We start from the raw sequence: 20,653 nt of genomic DNA on the forward strand, positions 1-20,653 counted from the left end.
GAGTGTAATAAACTATTTATACTATTTAATGGGCTTTATATAATTTAGATTTTAATAAAATATCTATTATATTATAAATTTTTATTACAAAGTAATATTAAACTTCATATTTTTAAATTATATAATAAAAATTGTTTTTTATTTTTAGAAAGTTCTATTAGTTTCAATTAGATTGAACAGCCCATAATGTTTGGTATATATGGAATTATTCAAACATGTAGAAACCTTTTTATAGTGGAAAGAACAAAACGGCCGGTAAGAACATAATAAGAAATTATATTAATTTAGACTATCTTATATTTGGACTATACCAAGTTTTAAAAGTCAGGAGTTAATTTCCATGAATATTTTATTAGAAACAACAATTAATAAATTAATTTCACCTATAATAGCGATTAATGGCGCTATAATCACCTACAAATCATTTAGAGGTGATATTATAGTCTATTAATTAATGGGTGAACATATGAAATAAACTAAATGAATTATGAGAGGAGGTGAAATTAGGTGAAATATAGTAAAAAACATGGAGTATTTTTGTTTGCAGTATTATTCCTTGCATTAATACTTTGTAGTACAGCTTCTGCAGCAACCACCGGTAACGTAACACTTAATGTCAGTGGTACAGATAACGTTACAAATTCTATAATTTCAGGTAAAGTTATAGAAAGTCCATCAAATTCAGGATTAACTGGAGTTTCAATTAGAGCTGAAACTACTGGCGGTAATCTTTTAGCGGAAACAACAACAGGAACAAATGGTACATATGCGTTGAACTTTACCAGTTCTGATAAAACATTCAAAGTTACTGCAAGTAAGTTAGGTTATATTTCTTACACTCAAAAAGTGAATGTAAGTCCTAACGCAACTGATCCAAATACTCTACATGGCACTGCAAATTTTACACTATATAAATTACCTGCATACAGTGGTAATGCTTCAAGTTATGTATTAAATGTAGGCGTACTTCCACAAGTTTTATTGGATCTTTACGCCGGAAAATCAAGTTCTTGGGTGAACAGTACAGTTTCGCCTTATGCAAGTAGTGTGGACACACCTTTGGAGATCAAACTTCTTAACGGCAGTTTGTTATCTGGTCTTTTAGATGTGAATTCAACCGGAGATCAGGGTACTGTAATTAAAGGTATCCTTCCATCGAATTTACCAACTCTACTGCAAGCTTTAGGACTTAAAATAGGTCTTTTAAATGCTACTGCTAATTCAAGCACTCATCCTCCAGCAGCAAATGGAGGAAGTAGTGTAGCATCAGTTGATCTGAATCTGCTTAACTTGCTTCCAGTTCTGAATTTAAGTATAATAAATTCAAGTACTAGTGTAACACCAAATGCAAATGTTACCGCAGTAACAAGTACATCCGGAAATGGGGTAGCAGATATAACCCTTTTAGGAGGGGTATTGCAGATTAAAGCGTTACAGGTAACTGCAACAGCAACTGCAAATGGACAACCTGGTGGAGCTAGCGCTAATTTCAAATGGTCAGTAGCGGATATACTGCTTAACGGTAAGAGTATTCTAAGTGAATTAACAGCAAAACTTTCTGTTGAACTTCCGGGAGTACTTAACATATCTATAGGTAATCCTGTAATAAATATAGCTGCAGATGGAACATCTGCTAGCGTATCTGGAGATGCTATAAATGTAGAGCTTCTTGGACTGCTTTTAGGCGGTGTAAAACTGACAATTGGCCACGCTGACGCTGCAGCACAGTTTGTTGCTGATGCAAAAGCTGACTTAAGCCTAACCAAAACCGTAGATGATGCAACACCACAATACCAGCAAAATGTTACATTTACATTAACAGCACATAACAACGGGCCTGCCACTGCAACAAACGTTGCAGTAACTGACAAATTGCCTACTGGACTTAAATTTGTCTCAGCAGATGGTAACTACGATGCTGCAACTGGTGTATGGACTGTTGGAAATTTAGCAAGTGGTGCAACTGCTATATTGCATATAGTGGCACAGGCTATCGCTGCAAACACTCAACTAACAAATACTGCAGTTATAGGTGGAAATCAGACCGATACAAATTCCAGTAACAATCAGGCTAATGTAACTATAAACGTGGGGCCTGCTTCTGACCTGGGTATTAAAATAACCGTGAACAATGCAAATCCAAAATATTTAGATTATGTTACTTTCACTTTAACAGCAAGTAATTATGGACCTAACGATGCAGCAAACGTTAAAGTGTACAATACATTACCTAAAGGATTTAATTATGTGTCAGATGACTCTAACGGTAAATTTAATTCTACCTCAGGATTATGGGCAGTTGGCCCTTTAGCTAACGGTGCATCAGCTATATTACATATAGTGGCGCAAGCTATGATTTCTAATGCTACAGTAACTGATACTGCTAATATAACTGATCCAGATCCTACTAACACTACCGAATTCTATGATCCAAATTCTAGTAATGACAATGCAAGTGTATCAGTTGATGTAGGGCCTGCTACAGACCCTGCTGTAACTATAACTGCATCAGCTCCACGTTGTAACTGTTTAGATAAAACTACATTTACTATAACTGCACGTAACAACGGACCAAACAATGCAACAGGAGTAACTGTAATGACCACACTGCCTGCAGGACTTAAATTTGTATCTGCCGACGGTGCATATAATTCAACAACAGGGACATGGACTATTGGAAATTTAGCAAGTGGTGCAACTGCTACACTACACTTAGTAGCACAGGCTACTGGTTCAAGAACTACAGTAACTACTGCAGCATCTATATTTGGATATGAACTCGATACAAATGATACAAACAACAATGTTAATGTAACTACAATTTTGGATCCGGTCACTGACCTAAGTATAACCAAAACAGCTGACAAAACTACAGTTAACTACCTGCAGAATGTAACCTTTACATTAACAGCACATAACAGCGGGCCTAATGATGCAACCGGTGTTACTGTAACTGATAAGTTACCTACAGGACTTAAATTCTTGTCTGCTAGTGGTAACGGCACATATAACGCTGCAACTGGTGTATGGACTATTGGTAATTTAGCTAATGGTGCAACTGCTGCCTTAAAAATAGTAGCACAGGCTATTACATCAAACACTAAATTAACAAACACAGCTGTTATAAACCCGAACACTGGTGCAAACGAAAGTGATTTAAACACTACTAACAACCAGGCTAATGTAACTGTAAATGTGAATCCTGCTTCAGATTTAAGTATAACTAAAACAGTAAGCAATGCAAACCCAAAATATCTACAAAATGTAACCTTTACATTAACAGCACATAACAACGGTCCAGATAACGCTACTGGTGTTACTGTAACTGACAAGTTACCAGCTGGACTTAAATTTGTTTCAGCTAGTGGTAATGGTACATATAATGCTACAAGTGGCGTATGGACTATTGGCAATTTAACTAACGGTGCTGATGCCATATTAAAAATTATAGCACAAGTTACTATTTCTAATGGTAAGACTACCAACATAGCTGTTATAAATGAAACCAACTACGATCAGAACAGTACTAACAATCAGGGTAATACAACTGTAGTTGTGGGTCCAGCTTCTGATCTTAGCATCACTAAAACAGCAAGCGCCAGCAAAATTAACTATTTAGGACAAGTAACTTTCACATTAACAGCACGAAACAATGGACCTGATGCTGCTACTGGTGTTACTGTAACTGATAAGTTACCTACAGGACTTAAATTCTTGTCTGCTAGTGGTAACGGTACATATAATGCTACAACTGGTGTATGGGCTGTTGGTAATTTAGCTAATGGTGCAACTGCTGTCTTAAAGATAGTGGCACAGGGTATTGTTGCAAACACTGCATTAACCAATGTCGCAATTGTAACCGGAACAAACTATGATCAGAATTCAACCAACAACCAGGGTAATACAACTGTAACCACAGGTCCAGCTTCTGACCTTGGTATAACTATGACAGTTAACAAACCACATCCAAAATATATGGAGTATGTGACTTTTACTTTGACAGCAAGCAATTATGGACCTAATGCTGCGCCAAACGTTAAAGTATACGTTACATTACCTAATGGGCTCAAATTTATCTCAGCTGATGGTACATATAACGCTACATACAACTCAACAACTGGATTATGGTCTGTAGGTCCTATGGCTGTTAACACCAGTCAGACATTACATATAGTAGCACAAGCTATGGTCTCAAACATAGTATTGACAGCTAAAGCATACATAACTGACCCTCCAGAAGATCTAAGTGAATTCTTTGATCCCAACAGTGACAATGACAATGCAGATACCATATTGGATGTAGGTGCAAATGGTTCATCAGATACAGGCACAGATACTGGTACAAATACGCCATCAAAAACTATTCCGATGCAAAAAACAGGATTTCCCATTGCGGGAATGTTACTGGCTGCATTAATGGTTTTTGCTGGAATAAGACCTAAAATGAAATAAAAATAAAATTTTTTGGCTCGAAAATCAAAGCATGCAAACACCTTGTGTTTTGCTGTCGAAATTAAAATTTCGACAGATTTTCGAGGGTTTTTATTTTTTTAATGATTTAATAATTCAAATGTATTTTTAACTTGTTCTAAAATTATAATAATTTAGTTATTGAATATGTAAATGTAATTATTTTAAGTTTACAGCTAGATTAAGTTATAATATTTAACTTTGCTTTACAAGCAGGGCATATTCCTTTTTCTTTAATTTCGTTACTTACAACTTCAAACCCATTTCGCAGTATAACCATTTTTCCACATTCTGGACAAAATGTGCTTTCTTCACCACCTGTAGAAACATTTCCAACATATACATATTTCATTCCCGCATCTTTTGCAATTTTATAAGCTCTCTGGAGTGATTCTACTGGTGTTGGTGGTAATTGGCCTAATTCATAGTATGGGAAAAATCTTGTAAAATGTAGAGGAACTTCTAATCCTGTTTCATCTACCATGAAGTTCACTAAAGCTTTAATATCTTCTTCAGAATCGTTGTACCCAGGTATAATTAAATTTGTTATCTCGATATGGATTTTATTTTCGTAAAATCTCTTTATATTATCTAAGACAGGTTGAAGCCTGGCCTGGCATAAATCCTTGTAAAACTTGTCAGACATTCCTTTTAAATCGATATTGGCAGCATCAAGGTATGGACTTATCATTTCAAATGATTCTTTACTCATGTATCCATTTGTTACATAAATTGTAGCTATTCCTTCTTTTTTTGCAAGTTTTGCTGAGTCATATGTATATTCAAACCACATAGTTGGTTCATTGTAGGTCCATGCAATGGATTTACATCCATATTGTTTGGTGAGTCTTATTGCTTCTTCAGGAGGTAGTTCCTGTGTTGGAATTTCTTCTATATCTACCTGTGAAATATTCCAGTTCTGGCAGTGTTTACATCTAAAGTTGCAACCCACTGATCCAATGGAAAAAACAGTTGAACCTGGGTAAAAATGGAAAAGAGGCTTTTTTTCGATGGGGTCTACGGCTACAGATGATGCAGCAGCGTAATTTAGGGCATAGAGTTTTCCATCCATGTTTGCTCTCATACTGCAGAAACCAGTATCTCCTTCCGCAATAACGCATTTTCGGGCGCATATTTTGCAGTTCATGGCACCATCTAATTTATCATAAATAAGGACTTCTTTTTTCATGATTACTCCCCCACTAAACCTTTTTATTTATAATTTAATCAAGAAGTTGGATATCCATATTGTAATATAATTATATTTGATTTGATATAAAAATAATTAGATGAGTATTAAATGATAATATGTTGGGTTAATTAGAATATTAAATAGAATCAATGGTTTAATTAACCTTTTTTAGGGGATAAATGTTCGTAGCCGTGGGGTTTAATTATGTTCTTTGTCCCATCTTTATGCAGAATTTCTATTTTTCCAGAAGATGTTACATTTCCTATTTCATAGAGCTGGATTCTTTCTTCAATTTGTTTAAAGCATTCTTTTTTAACAGTTAAAAGAAGTTCAAAATCTTCGCCATAGTAAAGAGCAAATTCTAGCGGATCTTTACCTGTTTTGTCTGCTACTTCCAGGATTTCTTCAGGGATAGGGAGCATTTCTTCATTTAATGTCATGCCGATTCTGTGATTATTTGCATTTACGAGCTCATCAATTTCACTTACCAGGCCGTCTGTTATATCTGTTGCAGAAGTTATAAAGCCACTTTTTGCAAGTAAAATTCCTTCATTTACTCTTGCTTTTGGATTTAAGGCATGTTTCAACAGGTGATCTTTGTAATTTGGATTCAAATCTTGAAATTTGTTTTTATTAAACAGAACCTCAAATCCTGCAGCTGCAAGTCCAACAGGACCGGTGATAGCAATTATATCTCCGGGTTTTGCTCCATCTTTCATTAAAACGTTTTCTTTTTGAACAATTCCTAAACATGTTCCACAAAGAGTAAGCTCCTGAGATTCATTTGTATCTCCTCCAATGAGCTTCATATCATATTTTGAACACATATCCAGAATGCCTTCAATTAGCTCTTCAAATTCATCAAGTAACATGTCTCGTGGCAGCCCCATGGAAACAATGATTCCTATTGGTTTAGCACCCATTGCAGCTAAATCGCTCACATTTACGGTTACTACCTTTTTACCAATCTGATCATGATTCATATCATCTGGAAAATGAGTAGATTTAAAAAGCATGTCTGATGTGGTAACTAGATACTGATCTCCTAAATTGATAAGTGCTGCATCATCACTTAAGCTTTTAAAGGAAAATTTATCTAGAAAAGTAGAATTAAATTCGGATTTTTCAGCTTTACTTAAAATCCGTTTTATAAGTCCTTTTTCCCCAACATCTGAAATTTTACGGGGCATTATTTTAACCTTGTTTAATTATAATTAATATTTAAAAAAGAAAAAAATATTAGAGGGCACTTGCTACCCTTTCCTTGATAATGTCAACAAGTCTTGCATCAGCGCCAAGAGGTTCAGTGTATATAATTTCACCTTCAAATTCAATTTCTTCTTGTTCTTCCTCTTCTTCGTGGCTGTGGCCGTGGTCATGGCCATGTGAATGTTCATGTCCATCATCTAAACCTAGGATATGTGGAATGTCTTGTTTAGTATGAACTCCATGTGCTAAAAAGACTGGTGTTACTATTATCTTTTCTACACCTTCTTTTGAAAGCTTGTTTATTGCAGAAGGTATTGAAGGTTTGGATATGTTCATAAATCCTACTTCAACAAGATAATTGGAATTCTCTTTGTACATTTCAGCAATCTGGCTAACTACATCTTTTCCATAGGGCAGCCTGCTTCCATGTCCTATAAGTAAAATACCTATTTTAGCAGTTTTTGAGTTTGAATTTGTATCCATATGATATCACTCCATCATCGCCTTCTTCTTTAATCTTTCTAAAGACCATTTCAACTTCATCACCTATTTCTACATCTTCGGGGTTGCAGTCAACAATTTGGCTTGTTAATTTTGCCCCTTCTTCAAGCTCAATTATGGCCACTACGTATGGCGCAATGGTCTTAAATTCATCTGTAGGAGTATGTATGACAGAATAAGTATGGATTTTTCCTTCTCCTTTGAGTTTTAGGTCTTCTAGTTCACCTTTTCTTCTGCATTCTGGGCATATGACTCTTTTTGGGAAAAAAACTGTTCCGCATTGTGAACATTTTGATCCAATTAGGCTGTACCTCTGTGGTATGTGGCGCCATCCTCTTACTATATCTTTCATTTGATTCCTCCAACGTTTTCAAAGTGAGTTGATATAACTCGGGTTAAATTAATTATAATAATTAATTATTATAATTTAAACTGTAAGTTTAGATGTCTTTTTGATCTATTTATATATATTTGTTAGCAATTATAAGGGCTAACTACAATAAAATTCTTTGGTTTTTATTTTCTAAAATAATATTAATTTTAAATTTAATAATATCATGACAGGATAAATTTTATGATATGGGTTCATTTGAGATTAAAAGACAGTAATATCAAAATTAAGTACTTTATATAACTTTATATTATAGTAATAAAAATATGTATTAATAAAAAGGAGTTGTATAAATGAATAAGCCATTTTTACGGATTATATATGGTTTATTAATGTTTGCAGTGTTTCTTTTATTTAAAATAAATGTCAGCTATTTTTTATGCTTCATTGGTTTAATATTCATGGTAGTTGGTGTACAAAGATATCTGGATTACAAAAATAAGATCTGTATTTCATTGGCAGCTGCATTAAGTTTGGCAGGACTGACTTCAATATATGTACAATATAAACTTAATTATATTGTAGTGGGATTGTTCATGTTAGTATTGATTGTTTTATTGATTTCAGATTTATCATATCCACGAAAGGAAGATATTATATAATCAAACTTTATCCATGTTTAGTTTTGAATAGTACTAATTTTGGTGTAATATTGATTTATACAGGTTAAATTTAATGATGTGATTCAATTTACGATTAAAAGTGGTAATATCAAAATTAAGTACTTTATATAGCTTTATATATTGTAATAGAAACAAGTATTAATTGATATTGTTGTTATTGGCTTATTATTTTCAATAATTTATGCCATTATTTACAACGGATAATTGATTAAAGTGACATGAATGGATCAAAAAGGATATTTAATGAGTGGATTGACCTTTCTACTTATAATTCCTGTTTTCCTTTTAATGGCTGTTTTTGTAGATATGGTTCACACTGGCAGCGAAACTCAAAGTTTAGGGGTACAGTCTGATGTAACATTTTACACAGCAAAAGACATTGAAGGTAACATACCTATTCTAACTGAGAAAATCCTGCAAAAAACCACAGATAATGTCGTTAAGACTGGAATTCCACTAACAGATAGCAGGAACGCTATTAAAAGTAGTTTACAGGAAGAAATGAATCAGTTATCTGAAAGATACGGGAACAGTGGAAATATAAATGTCACATGCAGGATATGGTCTGTAAATCCCACATCAGATCCTTTTAAAATTGAAGTTAATTCAACAGTTTATGTTCAGAAAGGTAACGTAGCTCATAACGAGCATATAAGCCAAAATGTTTCAATTATAGACTCAAATTATCCTATTCAAGATCCTCTGCCTTTTATAAAGTGTAAAAACTATGGGAAAATGACCAATACAAGTACAAAAATTTGTTATGGCTCAAGTCTTGCAAGCCTTTTGAAAGTTAAACATTTAAAAAATGCCAATATTTATGAAAATGCTACATCTCCTCTTTTCATTAAGAAATGCCCATATGATCCGTATATAAATCACGGGAAATCTCTTCATTTTGTGGTGCTTAAAAACTGCATAGATAACGGTTATTTTCATGAAAGCAGTGATGGGTCCTGTTTTTTATGCAGATTGGAAGGTAAAGCCGTATGTTATCATTACGGGTTTGAAACATTTATAGTGCCATCTAATTCTTCTGATTCGCGATTAATGTATGCTCCCTGTTCAATCGAGCATGTAATATTTGATGATTATCCTTATTCTGGAAAAGGAATTGTATATTATTCAAATAAGTCTAATTACTTTAAATTATTTTTAGATAATGGACATAGGCAGAAATACGGCTTACCAAAATATTAAGTGATTAAATGAGAAAAAAAGACTTTAAAAAGGATAACAAAGCACAGATATTTTCACTTGATGTGCTGCTGGCTCTCATTGTAATTACAGTTATACTGGGTATTTCTGCAGATGCTATGGACATGGTAAGCTATAAAGCGCAGGATTATTCATCAAGGCTTTCACTTGAAAGAATAACTGCAGATGCAGCAGATACACTCATAAAATCTTCAGGATCGCCTGATAAATGGGAAGAATATAGAATCAGTGGTAGTACTGTGCCAGGACTTGCAAAAAAAGAGGCAAACCAGACGGTTCCAAATACACTTTCATTTCTAAAAATTTTAAAACTGAAAGATAATTATGCTCCGCTTATGTATGGCGGTCTACTACCCTATTGTGTTGATTCCAGCATGGTGATCTATCCTATAGATCTATCATTGAGCCCAATCATAGTGATGAATGATACAGTTCCAGAGAGTGCTTCGGAAGTTGCAGTTGCAAATAGGACGGTATTGTGTGAATTTATGCATATATCTGCTGTAGTTAAAATTGGAAGACATAAAGATCAACATGGGCTTGGTGAACAAGAAATTGAAGGGGAAGTTTGCCCACAAACAGGTCATAATTCTAAAACAGGAGATCGGGGATGGACATGTCATCATTTTAATGTTACTGGAGGAGATTTAAACTCAACAGACTTTTATGTAGTTACTGATCCTGCATATGTGGTTGATTCTGCAAGGTGGGGAATTGATAGGGCCGACGCTCCTGGAGATTGTAATGAAAAATTTAATAGTGGACCGGTACTGGTAAATGATAAAATATGGAATGTCATGGGCAACAATACAAAAGCTGTTTTATGGTTCCATGTTTTAGAGGGGGATTCACGGGATAGTTTTGATAGTTACGTCATTGGTGTCCCAAGGGGAACACCTTTAGATGATGTGAAACTTAGTTATTTGGGACCGCAGCCGTGTTTTTTTGTCTTAAAAGTTTGGTATTAAATTTCAATTAGTACAATGAAATTTACATTTCTATTTAATTTTTAAAAAAACTAAAAGTAAACCAGAATACATTATATTTTAGTTATATATTTAAATAAAAAAATAAATTAGCACAGTAGCGCATGCTAAAATGCTTTTTTTACTCTAATTAGGATATAATTTATCTAAATTTGATAAAATAAGATTTAAGGAAAATTTTGATAGTTAAATTGTTAGTATTCTCATGTGAATGTCCTTAAATCAGGTAGAATTTGATTATATGAGTCTACAGCTGTGCTTCTTTGTCTTGTAGGTTTGGTACTAACTTTCATTAAAAAAATAGTGCAGGGGGTGGGATTCGAACCCACGAAGGCCTACACCAATAGGCCCTGAACCTATCCCCTTTGACCGCTCGGGAACCCCTGCAGCTTAAAATATAAATTTCATATTTGAATTTATCTAAACTCTCAAAAATAAATATTGTAAATAGTTTGATGTTATCTATCTAATATTTTTTCTATAAAAACGTTTCGTGATTCCTGTACAATCTCAAGTAGTGTTATTTAGTTGAATATAAATGTTAGATTAAAGACTTAAGAATATGCAATTTACAAATAAAATTAAAATTTCCCAATTATTTTTAGATATTGCTACTTTTTGGTCTTTTTACTCATCCGTCTGTAACGAATAGGTTCTTCAGGGATCCTTTTAGGTTTGTGAAGTTTTTTCCTATCTCTTTTTAAAACAGGCATATTAACACCATTGAGCAAGTTTAAGGTGAATAATTTATTTACGTGCTAAAGTAACTTGAATTCCAGTTTCAGATCCTACAGATATTCCGCTGGACCCTAAAATGGATACTTTCCCGTCTAAATTAACACCAACTGAAAAAGTTATTTTATCTACTTGAAAATCGTTGGGCACTGGTTTTGATTCTGATAAAAGGCTTAAAACTTCAACTAAACGGTCATTAAATTCTTTTTGGACTTTATCAAAATCCAGTTTTTGCGGTTGTCCAATGAGATATCTGTTCATATCTTCCATTGCACCTCCATACTCTCCTGATTCGCTACTTAATGGTTCATTAGTTACTCCCACTTCAAAATCAGGTATAATAAATTGAATTGTTAACGGTTTTTCAGGTTCTGCCATATTATCATCCTTTTAAATTAAGTAAATATTATATCAATTTTAGTATTTTCTTATATATGATAAGCAAAATATTTATTATTTGCCTTATAAATTAAAAGAAATATGGCCCTCTCTAAAGTGCTACTCACTTAATTAGCCTTTCAAAATAGCAAGTTTTGAGGTTACAAAAAAAATTATTTTGGGAGAGGTTAAATATAAAAAGAACATAATGTAACTATAATAAAATCTAGTTTTTTTACTGATTTATCAATATAGTTATGGAGGATTAAAATGGCATTTAAAGACCTTTTTAAATTCAACAAAGGAAAAACAACATTTGTATTTATAGGTGGAAAAGGAGGAGTCGGTAAAACAACAGTATCTGCTGCAACAGCATTATGGTTTGCAAGACAGGGTAAAAAAACTCTTGTAATTTCTACAGACCCTGCACACTCCCTTTCTGACTCTTACGAGAAAAATATAGGACACAATCCAACACCAATAGCTGAAAATCTAGAAGCAGTGGAAATCGATCCTGAAATTGCTATGCAAGAATATCAAGCACAGATGGAGCAACAGAAAGCAATGAATCCAGGTATGGATATGGGAATGCTCCAAGATCAAATGGATATGGCTTCAATGGCTCCTGGTATTGATGAAACAGCTGCATTTGATAAATTCATGCAGTACATGACTACTGATGAGTATGATATCGTTGTATTTGATACTGCACCAACAGGGCACACTTTAAGATTACTTTCTTTCCCTGAAATGATGGATTCATGGGTTGGAAAGATGATTAAAATCAGGCGTCAGGTTGGAAGTATGGCCAAAGCATTTAAAAACATCATGCCCTTTATGGGTGATGAAGAAGAAGAAGACCGTGCTTTAGAGGACATGGAAGAAACCAAAAAGAGAATACGCGAAGCAAGAGGCGTTATGGCAGATCCTGAAAGGACTTCTTTCAAGACCGTTGTTATACCTGAAGAAATGTCAATTTATGAATCGGAAAGGGCTATGGAAGCTCTTGCCAAGTACAACATAACTGCTGATGGTGTTATTGTAAACCAGATCCAGCCAGAAGAAGCTGACTGTGAGTTCTGTGCTGCAAGACGTAAAATACAAGAACAGCGCCTTAAAACTATCCAGCAGAAGTTTGGAAATCAGGTTATAGCACAAATACCTCTTCAGACAGAAGAAGTTAAAGGTATGGAAAAGCTTACCCATATTGCAGATATTCTCTACGGCGAACCAGAAGCAAACCCTGCTTCTAATTAATTAATTTTTTAAATTCTATTCTTTTTATTTAATTTTGTAAATTCTTCTGAGTTTAAAGCTATTTTTTTTAATAATTGCCTGAAAAAATGAACATTTTTCATTTATGATTAATAAAAATTAAGTATAATCTATTATTTTTTTTGATATTTCCAAAGATTTCGCGTGCTTTTGGAAAAATCCTCAACTTTTACAAAAATGTTGGTAATTTTCCCAAACCTTTATAAGTGATCATTGGTATACAGTAACCTGCAATAACCAAACAGGTGTTGGATAAACAATGGATGATATAGACACGGCTATACTCCGTTCCTTAATTAAGAATTCGAGAATTACAATATCTCAAATGTCAAAGGAAATTGATGTTCCTGATGCAACCATCTCCAACCGGCTTAAAAAGCTGGAGGCAGATGTAATAAAGCGTTATACAATGATACCCGACTGGCAAAAAATTGGCCTTAGCATAACTGCTATAATCATAATTCAAACAGAATCTGAAAAGCATGAATTTGTTAAAGAAGAGCTATCAAAGCTTGAGGAGGTATCGGAAGTATACAGTGTATCGGGAGAGTACGATATTCTCATTAAAGTTTGGGTTCCAGGTATTGGAGAGCTCAATAAATTAATAAACCGCAAGATCCGTTCAGTTGATGGTGTTGAAGATTTAACTGAAATGATTGTAATGGAGCGTGTTAAGGAAGATATGGTTCCCATAATCCCCGGGACGGAGTGATAGCAGTATTAATTGGAGGATGGTACGATGCGTTTTCTAAGTGAAATCATGAAAAAAACAGTAGTTGACCTCGACGGCAACAAAATTGGAAAGTTTAAAGACTTTATAGTATCAGTAAATATACTTTACCCGCTGGTTGAGGCAGTAAGCATACGTACGTCCGGTAAAAAAGATATACTTGTTTCATGGGAAGATGTGGATCATATAAACAAAGAAATTAAGCTTAAAGTTAAACTTGAGGATATTAAAGAGTATAATCTTAAAAAAAGGGATATTAAACTTGTAGAGGACGTCCTCGATAAACAGGTTGTTGATCTGGAAGGTAAAAAAATAAGAAGGATCAACGATCTCCAATTGTCAACTACCAGAGGATACTACAGACTTATCGGAGTAGATATAAGCTTCAAAGGTATATTAAGGCGCCTTGGTATTGAAAAGATTGCAAGCAGCCTTAAAATAAACCTTCAAGAAGATTATATATCATGGATGGATGTGGATGTACTTGAAAGTGATATCTCTCGTTTAAAATTAAAAGTGCCAGAGTACAGCTTAAAAAAGCTTCATCCTGCAGATATAGCAGAAATTGTAGATCAACTGAGTATTAATGACTCAATTACAATTATAAATTCACTTGATGATGAAGTTGCAGCTGATGCCTTGGAAGAAATATCTCCTGAAAGGCAAGTTAGCCTTTTTGAAGAAATGGAAACTAAGCGGGCTGCAGACATCCTTGAAGAAATGTCACCTGACGATGCAGCTGATTTAATAGGTGAACTTTCAGACGACCGGGCGCAGGAATTACTTAAATTAATGGATCCTGAAGAAGCAAAGGACGTAGAATCACTTTTAAAGTATCCGGAAGATACTGCCGGTGGAATAATGACCACAGAATTTGCATCGGTTAAAGAGGGCCTTACAGCACGTGAAACTCTTAACGCGCTTAGGGAAATGGCCAAAGAAGTAGAAAGTATTTATTATATCTATATTTTATCTAATTTTAATTCTTTAGTGGGTGTTATGTCTTTAAGAGAGCTGCTGCTTGCTGATCCTGAGCAAAAAATTGCAGAAGTCATGCATAGAGACATAATATCAGTCGATGTAATGGAGGAAGAGCATGATGTGGCGAAAAAAATTGCAAAATATAATTTACTCGCTCTTCCTGTAGTTAAAGATGAAAATAAAATTCAAGGTGTTGTCACTGTAGATGATGCTATAGACATTGTACTGCCTACTGCATGGAAAAAACACGTTCCAAGAATGTTTGGAAGATAATGGGGGGTTTAAATGGATATTCGAATTTTTACAAGAGTATTTAAACACCCTATTATTTTGAGTTTAATCGTTTTTCTTTCAGTAATGGGTCCGGGAATAATAACTGCTAACGTTGACAATGATGCTGGAGGTATCACGACATATTCGCTGGCAGGTTCCCAATTTGGATATGATCTAGTCTGGCTTTTTATTCCAATGATTATAGCTTTAGCTATTATTCAGGAAATGGGCGTGCGAATGGGTGTTGTGTCAGGTAAGGGTCTTGCAGACTTGATACGTGAGAAGGTAGGGTTAAAACTTACATTTGTCATGATGATTGCCCTGCTTGCTGCTAATATGGGTAATATTTTAGCTGAATTTTCAGGAATAGCTGTAAGCAGCGGAATATTTGGAGTTCCTAAATTTGTTGCATTACCTGTAGCGGCATTATTTGTCTGGCTTTTAGTGGTCAAAGGTACTTACAAAAGTGTTGAAAAGGTTTTTTTGTTAGCATCGCTGGTTTACCTATCTTATATTGTAGCAGGTTATCTTTCACAGCCTGATTGGGCTTTAGCTGCGCATAATATAGTATTTCCACAAATAGTCCCTAACACTGCTTATATTACCATGGTCATAGGACTGGTTGGAACAACCATTGCTCCATGGATGATGTTTTACATTCAATCTTCTGTTGTAGAAAAGGGAATAACTTTAAAGAATCTAAAATATTCCAAGTTAGATGCAGTATTTGGGGCAATAGTCGTAAATATCGTGGCATTTTTCATAGTGATAGCATGTGCAGCTACCATAAATGCCAATGGAATTCAGGTTAACGATGTTGTAGATGTTTCAACTGCACTTGTTCCTCTTGCAGGGCAATATGCAAGTTTACTGTTTGCTTTTGGATTTTTAAACGCATCTCTATTTGCAGCAAGTATCCTGCCGTTATCTACAGCATATTACGTATGTGAAAGCTTAGGATTTGAAGCAGGCGTTTCTAAAAGTTTTAGAGAAGCCCCAGTATTCCATGGATTATATCTTGGGCTTATAATACTGGCAGTCATAGTTATCATGCTTCCAAATGTGCCGCTGCTCTCTATACTGTACCTTTCACAGGTTGCAAACGGTATTTTATTGCCCTTTTTACTTATATTAATGCTGTTAATCATTAATGATAAACATATAATGGGAGAACATGTAAATTCAAGGTTATTTAATTATATAGCATGGGCTACAGTTGTAATTGTAATGGGGCTAAGTATAAGCCTTGTAGTAACTTCATTTTTCCCTACATAAGTTAATTTTTTTAAAGGGCTCTTAAAATATTTTTTTTTATTAAGTGAGTTTAAACTTATCTAATTTCGGGATTATAATTTTACTATATCTGCATATCAACTTGTATACTGTAAAAAAGGATACTTTTAAAATTATATCCTATAAAAACAGTCTTATTTAAAGAATTATAAACATACTGATAAGTGAATCTTTAAAATATAAACTGTGATTAAGATGGAAGGAGAATTTAAATTTCCCAAATTAGATGTGCAAAATGCTGTAGAAAAAATATGCTGCTTCATAAAAAGTAGATTAGAAGAATCAAAAGCCAATGGTTTAGTTATAGGGCTTAGTGGGGGAATCGATTCTTCAACAGTAGCTTACCTTTGTGCGAGGGTAGTAGAAAGTGATAATATACTTGGGCTAATACTTCCGAGTGAAACTACATCTAAAGAAGATATAGAAGACGCAAAGGCAGTTGCAGAAAATTTAGGAATAAAATACAAGAATTTACATATAGACCCTTTAATTGAACCTTTCCCCGAATTGTGCCCTGAGTGCAGCGGCAGTGCACTTGCAAATGGAAATTTAAAAGCACGAATACGGATGATGCTTCTTTACTACCATTCAAATTCAATGAATAGGTTAGTTATGGGAACTGGAAATAAAACGGAGCTATTAGTGGGTTATTTTACAAAATATGGGGATGGTGGAGTGGATATTTTACCGATAGGTGATCTTTACAAGACCCACGTAAAAGAAATAGCTGAATATATTGGTGTTCCCAAAAATATAATTGAAAAAGCACCTACTGCAGGTTTGTGGACAGGGCAGACTGATGAAGATGAGCTTGGAATCACATATGATCTTTTAGATAAAATACTGTACCTCATGGTCGATGAAAACTTGAGCATTCCCGATATTGTAGAGCGCCTTAAAATTGAAGAAGATGAAGTCTTAAGGGTTAAAAACATGGTGGAATCATCAAAACATAAGTTATCCTCACCCTCCCTTATTGAGATTGATTAAATTTATTTTAAATTTTTTTTATTTAAAAGAGGTAAATGATGTATGCTTTAGTTTATATAACCACATCTGGAGAGAAAGAATCTAAGAAAATAGGAAGAACTATTGTTGAAGAAAGATTAGCAGGTTGTATAAATATAATATCTACAATTGAGTCTTTGTACTGGTGGAAGGGGGAAATAGAGGAAGATAAGGAGTCTATTCTCCTTGTAAAAACTAAGGTAAGCAACATAGAAAATATTATAAAAAGAGTAAAAGAAATTCACAGTTATGAAAATCCTGCTATTTTAGCAATTCCAATAATCGAAGGTTCTAAAGAGTATTTAGATTATTTAGATGGTGAAATTAGATAAAATTACAGAATAATACGAATTAATTACTTTTAGGTGATTACTTGAACGAAATAGAAAAGAAATGGCAGAAAAAATGGGCAGAATCACACTTATTTGAATCTAATCCTGATAATAAAGAGAAAATTTTTCTAACAGTAGCATATCCCTATCCAAGCGGAGCAATGCACATAGGACATGGAAGGACTTACACAGTGCCTGATGTATATGCAAGGTTTAAAAGAATGCAGGGCTATAATGTTCTTTTCCCAATGGCATGGCACGTAACAGGTGCTCCAGTTATAGGTATTGCAAAAAGAATTGAAAGGAGAGACCCATGGACACTAAATATCTATGAAAATGTCCATAAAGTCTCAAAAGAAGAGCTCAATAAATTTACAGACCCGGAATATATTGTAAAATATTTCAGTACTGAATACCACGATGTAATGCAGAGTATGGGTTACTCAATAGACTGGAGAAGGGAATTCAGAACTACAGACCCTCATTACAAAAAATTCGTGGAATGGCAGTTTAGAAAACTTAAAAGCAAAGGATACATAGGTAAAGGAAAACATCCAGTAAAATACTGTCCAGAAGAAATGAACCCTGTAGGGGACCACGACCTTCTGGAAGGGGAAGGTGTTGCAATAAACGAGCTCACCCTCGTTAAATTCAAGTTAGGCGACGACTACCTTGTAGCTGCAACATTCCGTCCTGAAACACTTTTTGGAGCTACTAATTTATGGTTAAATCCAGATGAAGAATACATCCGTGTAAAACTACACGATGAAAGCTGGATAATAACTAAAAAAGCATTTGATAACATCATCCATCAAAAAAAGGATGTTGTCATTGACTCGTCTATTGATGCAAATGGGTTAATAGGTCAATATGTAAAAAACCCTCTAACTGATGAAGAACACATTATACTCCCTGCTTCATTTGTAGATCCTGGATATGGTTCGGGTGTTGTTTATTCCGTACCAGCACACGCTCCTGCAGACTACATAGCACTTAAAGATCTCAAAGAGAACGAAGAACTGCTTGAAAAGTATGGTATAAGAGAGAAAGTGGAAAAAATAGAGCCAATCAGCATTGTAAAGCTTGAAGGGTTCCGTGAATTCCCTGCTCAAGAAATAATTGAAAAGTTCGGTGTTAAAAACCAGAAAGATCCAAGACTTTCTGACGCCACAAATGAACTGTATAAACTGGAACATGCAAAGGGAGTTATGGCAAATATTCCTAATTATGACGGCTTAAAAGTACCATCTGCAAGGGATGAGGTTATAAAAAATCTTCTTGAAGCCAAAAAAGGGGATGTAATGTATGACTTTGCAGAAAAACCTGTTGTATGCAGGTGCGGTACTGAATGTGTAGTTAAGATACTTGAAGACCAGTGGTTCCTTAAATATTCAGATGAGCAGTGGAAACAGAGCACATATAACTGCCTTGCTCAAGAAAACATAGTTCCTGCAGAAATAAGGGCTAATTTTGAATATTATATTGGATGGTTAGAAGATTGGGCCTGCAGCCGCCGGTTTGGGCTTGGGACAAAAATGCCTTGGGATAATCAATGGTTAATAGAACCTTTAAGTGATTCTACAATTTATATGGCTTATTATACAATTGCAAAGTACATGAAGGATATTAATCCTGATGATCTTGACGATTCATTCTTCGACGATGTATTTTTAGACCTCGGAAAGTACTCTGGAAACGTAAAGGATCCGCTTTTTGAAGATATCAAGCATGAATTTAACTACTGGTATCCTCTAGATTGGAGACTTTCAGCTAAGGACCTTGTTGGAAATCACCTTTCATTCCACATGTTCCACCATTCCGCAATATTCCCTGAATACAAGTGGCCGAATGGTATAGTGGTCTTTGGAATGGGTCTTCTTGAAGGAAACAAGATGTCATCATCAAAAGGAAATGTAATCCTTTTGAATGATGCTATAGAAACCTACGGGGCAGATGTGGTAAGGCTCTTTTTAATGGCATCTGCAGAACCATGGCAGGACTTTGACTGGAGAGAAAATGAAGTAAAAGGAACTAAAAGGCGTTTAGAATGGTTCTCAGAATTTGCAGATCGCGTGGCTGAAATTAAAGGGTCTCCTGTATCTTTAAAAGACTTTGAGTTAGGGGAAGTTAAAAAGCCCATAAATAAATGGATTTTAAGCCAGTTTAACATGAGAATTAAAGATGCAACAGAAGCACTTGAAGGATTCCAGACAAGAAAAGCGCTGCAGGAATTATTATTCATATTTAAAAAAGATATTGATCACTATTTCCACCGTATAGAACATGAATTAGGGGATAGAGAGGCAAAAGGAGAAATTTCAAACGTTTTAACATACATATTAAACGGTTGGATACGTTTAATGTCTCCATTTGTACCTCATACATCTGAAGAACTGTGGAGCAAACTTGAGGGGGAAGGATTTGTATCAAATGCACAGTGGCCTAAATATAATGAGGATTTAATAGATGAAAAAGTTGGGAAGGCCGAGGAAATTGTACAGGGACTTGCAGGTGATATAAACGAAATAAAGAAAATTACAGGTACAGAACCAAATAAAATCCACATTTATGTAGCTCCTGAGTGGAAATGGAAGGTTTTCGAAATTGCAAAAGATATTGGAAGGCCAGATATAGGTAGAATAATGGGTGAATCCATAAAACAAAACCTGCATGATAATAAAAAAGAAATTGCAGATTTTGCAAAGAAAGTGGCAAGGGAAGTAACTAAAATTAAATATGTAGGTCGAATTGATGAGTGTTCCATTATTGATGAATCACAGGACTTCTTATCAAGCGAGGCAGGTGCGGAAGTGCTTGTATATGAAAAACCTACCTATGATCCAAAGGGTAAATTCAAAAATGCAATGCCTTACAAGCCGGCTATTTATATAGAGTAATATCAACGGATATACTCTTTTTTTAATTTTAATTGATTTGATAAAAACAGCATTTTTTATCTTATTATGAAATAATCATTAAATTTGGTGCAGCGGGAATTATCTGGCTTAATTTTATTAGGGTAATATGTCAAAATTACAATTGGATAAACGCAATACAG

General features: G+C 34.5%; 17 protein-coding genes and 1 tRNA gene. 11 read left to right on the forward strand and 7 right to left on the reverse strand.

Annotation, left to right across the window (positions count from 1 at the left end; translation table 11 throughout):
* Window positions 1–507 precede the first annotated feature (507 nt).
* Window positions 508–4,452: a DUF11 domain-containing protein gene (locus tag ASJ80_RS15540; RefSeq protein ID WP_069583808.1), complete on the forward strand. Its 3,945-nt coding sequence runs from the start codon at window positions 508–510 to the stop codon at window positions 4,450–4,452.
* 199 nt (window positions 4,453–4,651) lie between these two features.
* Here ASJ80_RS15540 and amrS read toward each other — a convergent pair whose 3' ends face one another.
* From amrS to ASJ80_RS15560, 4 genes are all read right to left on the reverse strand, one after another.
* The gene (gene amrS, locus ASJ80_RS15545) at window positions 4,652–5,659 is read right to left on the reverse strand and encodes an AmmeMemoRadiSam system radical SAM enzyme (RefSeq protein ID WP_069583809.1); all 1,008 of its coding nucleotides are present in this window, start codon (window positions 5,657–5,659) and stop codon (window positions 4,652–4,654) included.
* A 161-nt stretch (window positions 5,660–5,820) separates the two neighbouring features.
* A complete protein-coding gene (gene thiL / locus ASJ80_RS15550) occupies window positions 5,821–6,852 on the reverse strand; it encodes a thiamine-phosphate kinase (RefSeq protein WP_069583810.1) in 1,032 nt (343 codons plus the stop codon).
* Between the two features lie 49 nt (window positions 6,853–6,901).
* Window positions 6,902–7,354 (reverse strand): sirohydrochlorin nickelochelatase, encoded by a 453-nt coding sequence (gene cfbA / locus ASJ80_RS15555; RefSeq protein ID WP_069583811.1) that lies wholly within the window; start codon window positions 7,352–7,354, stop codon window positions 6,902–6,904.
* Entirely contained in the window at window positions 7,323–7,724 is a 402-nt protein-coding gene (locus tag ASJ80_RS15560) for a Zn-ribbon domain-containing OB-fold protein (RefSeq protein WP_069583812.1), read from the reverse strand. Before ASJ80_RS15560 ends, cfbA begins: the two co-directional genes overlap by 32 nt.
* Before the next feature lie 332 nt (window positions 7,725–8,056).
* Here ASJ80_RS15560 and ASJ80_RS15565 point away from each other — a divergent pair, with 332 nt between their 5' ends.
* The 3 genes from ASJ80_RS15565 (at window position 8,057) to ASJ80_RS15575 (ending at window position 10,572) form a co-directional block, all read left to right on the forward strand.
* On the forward strand, window positions 8,057–8,365 hold the full coding sequence (locus ASJ80_RS15565) for a hypothetical protein (protein WP_069583813.1): 309 nt from the start codon (window positions 8,057–8,059) through the stop codon (window positions 8,363–8,365).
* A 243-nt stretch (window positions 8,366–8,608) separates the two neighbouring features.
* Window positions 8,609–9,586: a hypothetical protein gene (locus ASJ80_RS15570; RefSeq protein WP_069583814.1), complete on the forward strand. Its 978-nt coding sequence runs from the start codon at window positions 8,609–8,611 to the stop codon at window positions 9,584–9,586.
* Window positions 9,587–9,594: 8 nt separating this feature from the next.
* Window positions 9,595–10,572 (forward strand): hypothetical protein, encoded by a 978-nt coding sequence (locus ASJ80_RS15575; RefSeq protein ID WP_069583815.1) that lies wholly within the window; start codon window positions 9,595–9,597, stop codon window positions 10,570–10,572.
* Between the two features lie 221 nt (window positions 10,573–10,793).
* Here the strand turns inward: ASJ80_RS15575 and ASJ80_RS17770 are convergent, their stop codons facing one another.
* From ASJ80_RS17770 to ASJ80_RS15585, 3 genes are all read right to left on the reverse strand, one after another.
* Window positions 10,794–10,919 (reverse strand): hypothetical protein, encoded by a 126-nt coding sequence (locus tag ASJ80_RS17770; RefSeq protein WP_255360690.1) that lies wholly within the window; start codon window positions 10,917–10,919, stop codon window positions 10,794–10,796.
* A tRNA-Leu gene (locus ASJ80_RS15580) sits at window positions 10,895–10,977 on the reverse strand. The genes ASJ80_RS17770 and ASJ80_RS15580 overlap by 25 nt, the downstream gene beginning before the upstream one ends.
* 360 nt (window positions 10,978–11,337) lie before the next feature.
* Window positions 11,338–11,703, reverse strand: coding sequence for a Pepco domain-containing protein (locus ASJ80_RS15585; protein ID WP_069583816.1), 366 nt, complete (start codon window positions 11,701–11,703; stop codon window positions 11,338–11,340).
* Between the two features lie 270 nt (window positions 11,704–11,973).
* Here ASJ80_RS15585 and ASJ80_RS15590 point away from each other — a divergent pair, with 270 nt between their 5' ends.
* The 7 genes from ASJ80_RS15590 (at window position 11,974) to leuS (ending at window position 20,492) form a co-directional block, all read left to right on the forward strand.
* Window positions 11,974–12,960: a TRC40/GET3/ArsA family transport-energizing ATPase gene (locus ASJ80_RS15590; protein ID WP_069583817.1), complete on the forward strand. Its 987-nt coding sequence runs from the start codon at window positions 11,974–11,976 to the stop codon at window positions 12,958–12,960.
* A 277-nt stretch (window positions 12,961–13,237) separates the two neighbouring features.
* Window positions 13,238–13,690: an Lrp/AsnC family transcriptional regulator gene (locus tag ASJ80_RS15595; protein WP_095652123.1), complete on the forward strand. Its 453-nt coding sequence runs from the start codon at window positions 13,238–13,240 to the stop codon at window positions 13,688–13,690.
* A 27-nt stretch (window positions 13,691–13,717) separates the two neighbouring features.
* Window positions 13,718–14,962 carry a magnesium transporter MgtE N-terminal domain-containing protein gene (locus ASJ80_RS15600; protein ID WP_069583819.1) on the forward strand — a complete coding sequence of 415 codons (1,245 nt, stop codon included), beginning with the start codon at window positions 13,718–13,720 and terminating at the stop codon, window positions 14,960–14,962.
* Between the two features lie 12 nt (window positions 14,963–14,974).
* Window positions 14,975–16,237 (forward strand): Nramp family divalent metal transporter, encoded by a 1,263-nt coding sequence (locus ASJ80_RS15605; protein WP_069583820.1) that lies wholly within the window; start codon window positions 14,975–14,977, stop codon window positions 16,235–16,237.
* 213 nt (window positions 16,238–16,450) lie between these two features.
* A complete protein-coding gene (locus ASJ80_RS15610) occupies window positions 16,451–17,245 on the forward strand; it encodes an NAD+ synthase (protein ID WP_069583821.1) in 795 nt (264 codons plus the stop codon).
* A 38-nt stretch (window positions 17,246–17,283) separates the two neighbouring features.
* Window positions 17,284–17,595 carry a divalent-cation tolerance protein CutA gene (gene cutA, locus ASJ80_RS15615; RefSeq protein ID WP_069583822.1) on the forward strand — a complete coding sequence of 104 codons (312 nt, stop codon included), beginning with the start codon at window positions 17,284–17,286 and terminating at the stop codon, window positions 17,593–17,595.
* A 41-nt stretch (window positions 17,596–17,636) separates the two neighbouring features.
* Entirely contained in the window at window positions 17,637–20,492 is a 2,856-nt protein-coding gene (gene leuS / locus ASJ80_RS15620) for a leucine--tRNA ligase (protein ID WP_069583823.1), read from the forward strand.
* The last annotated feature ends 161 nt before the right edge of the window (window positions 20,493–20,653 follow it).

The sequence above is a fragment of the Methanobacterium bryantii genome (assembly GCF_002287175.1).
Classification (GTDB): domain Archaea; phylum Methanobacteriota; class Methanobacteria; order Methanobacteriales; family Methanobacteriaceae; genus Methanobacterium_D; species Methanobacterium_D bryantii.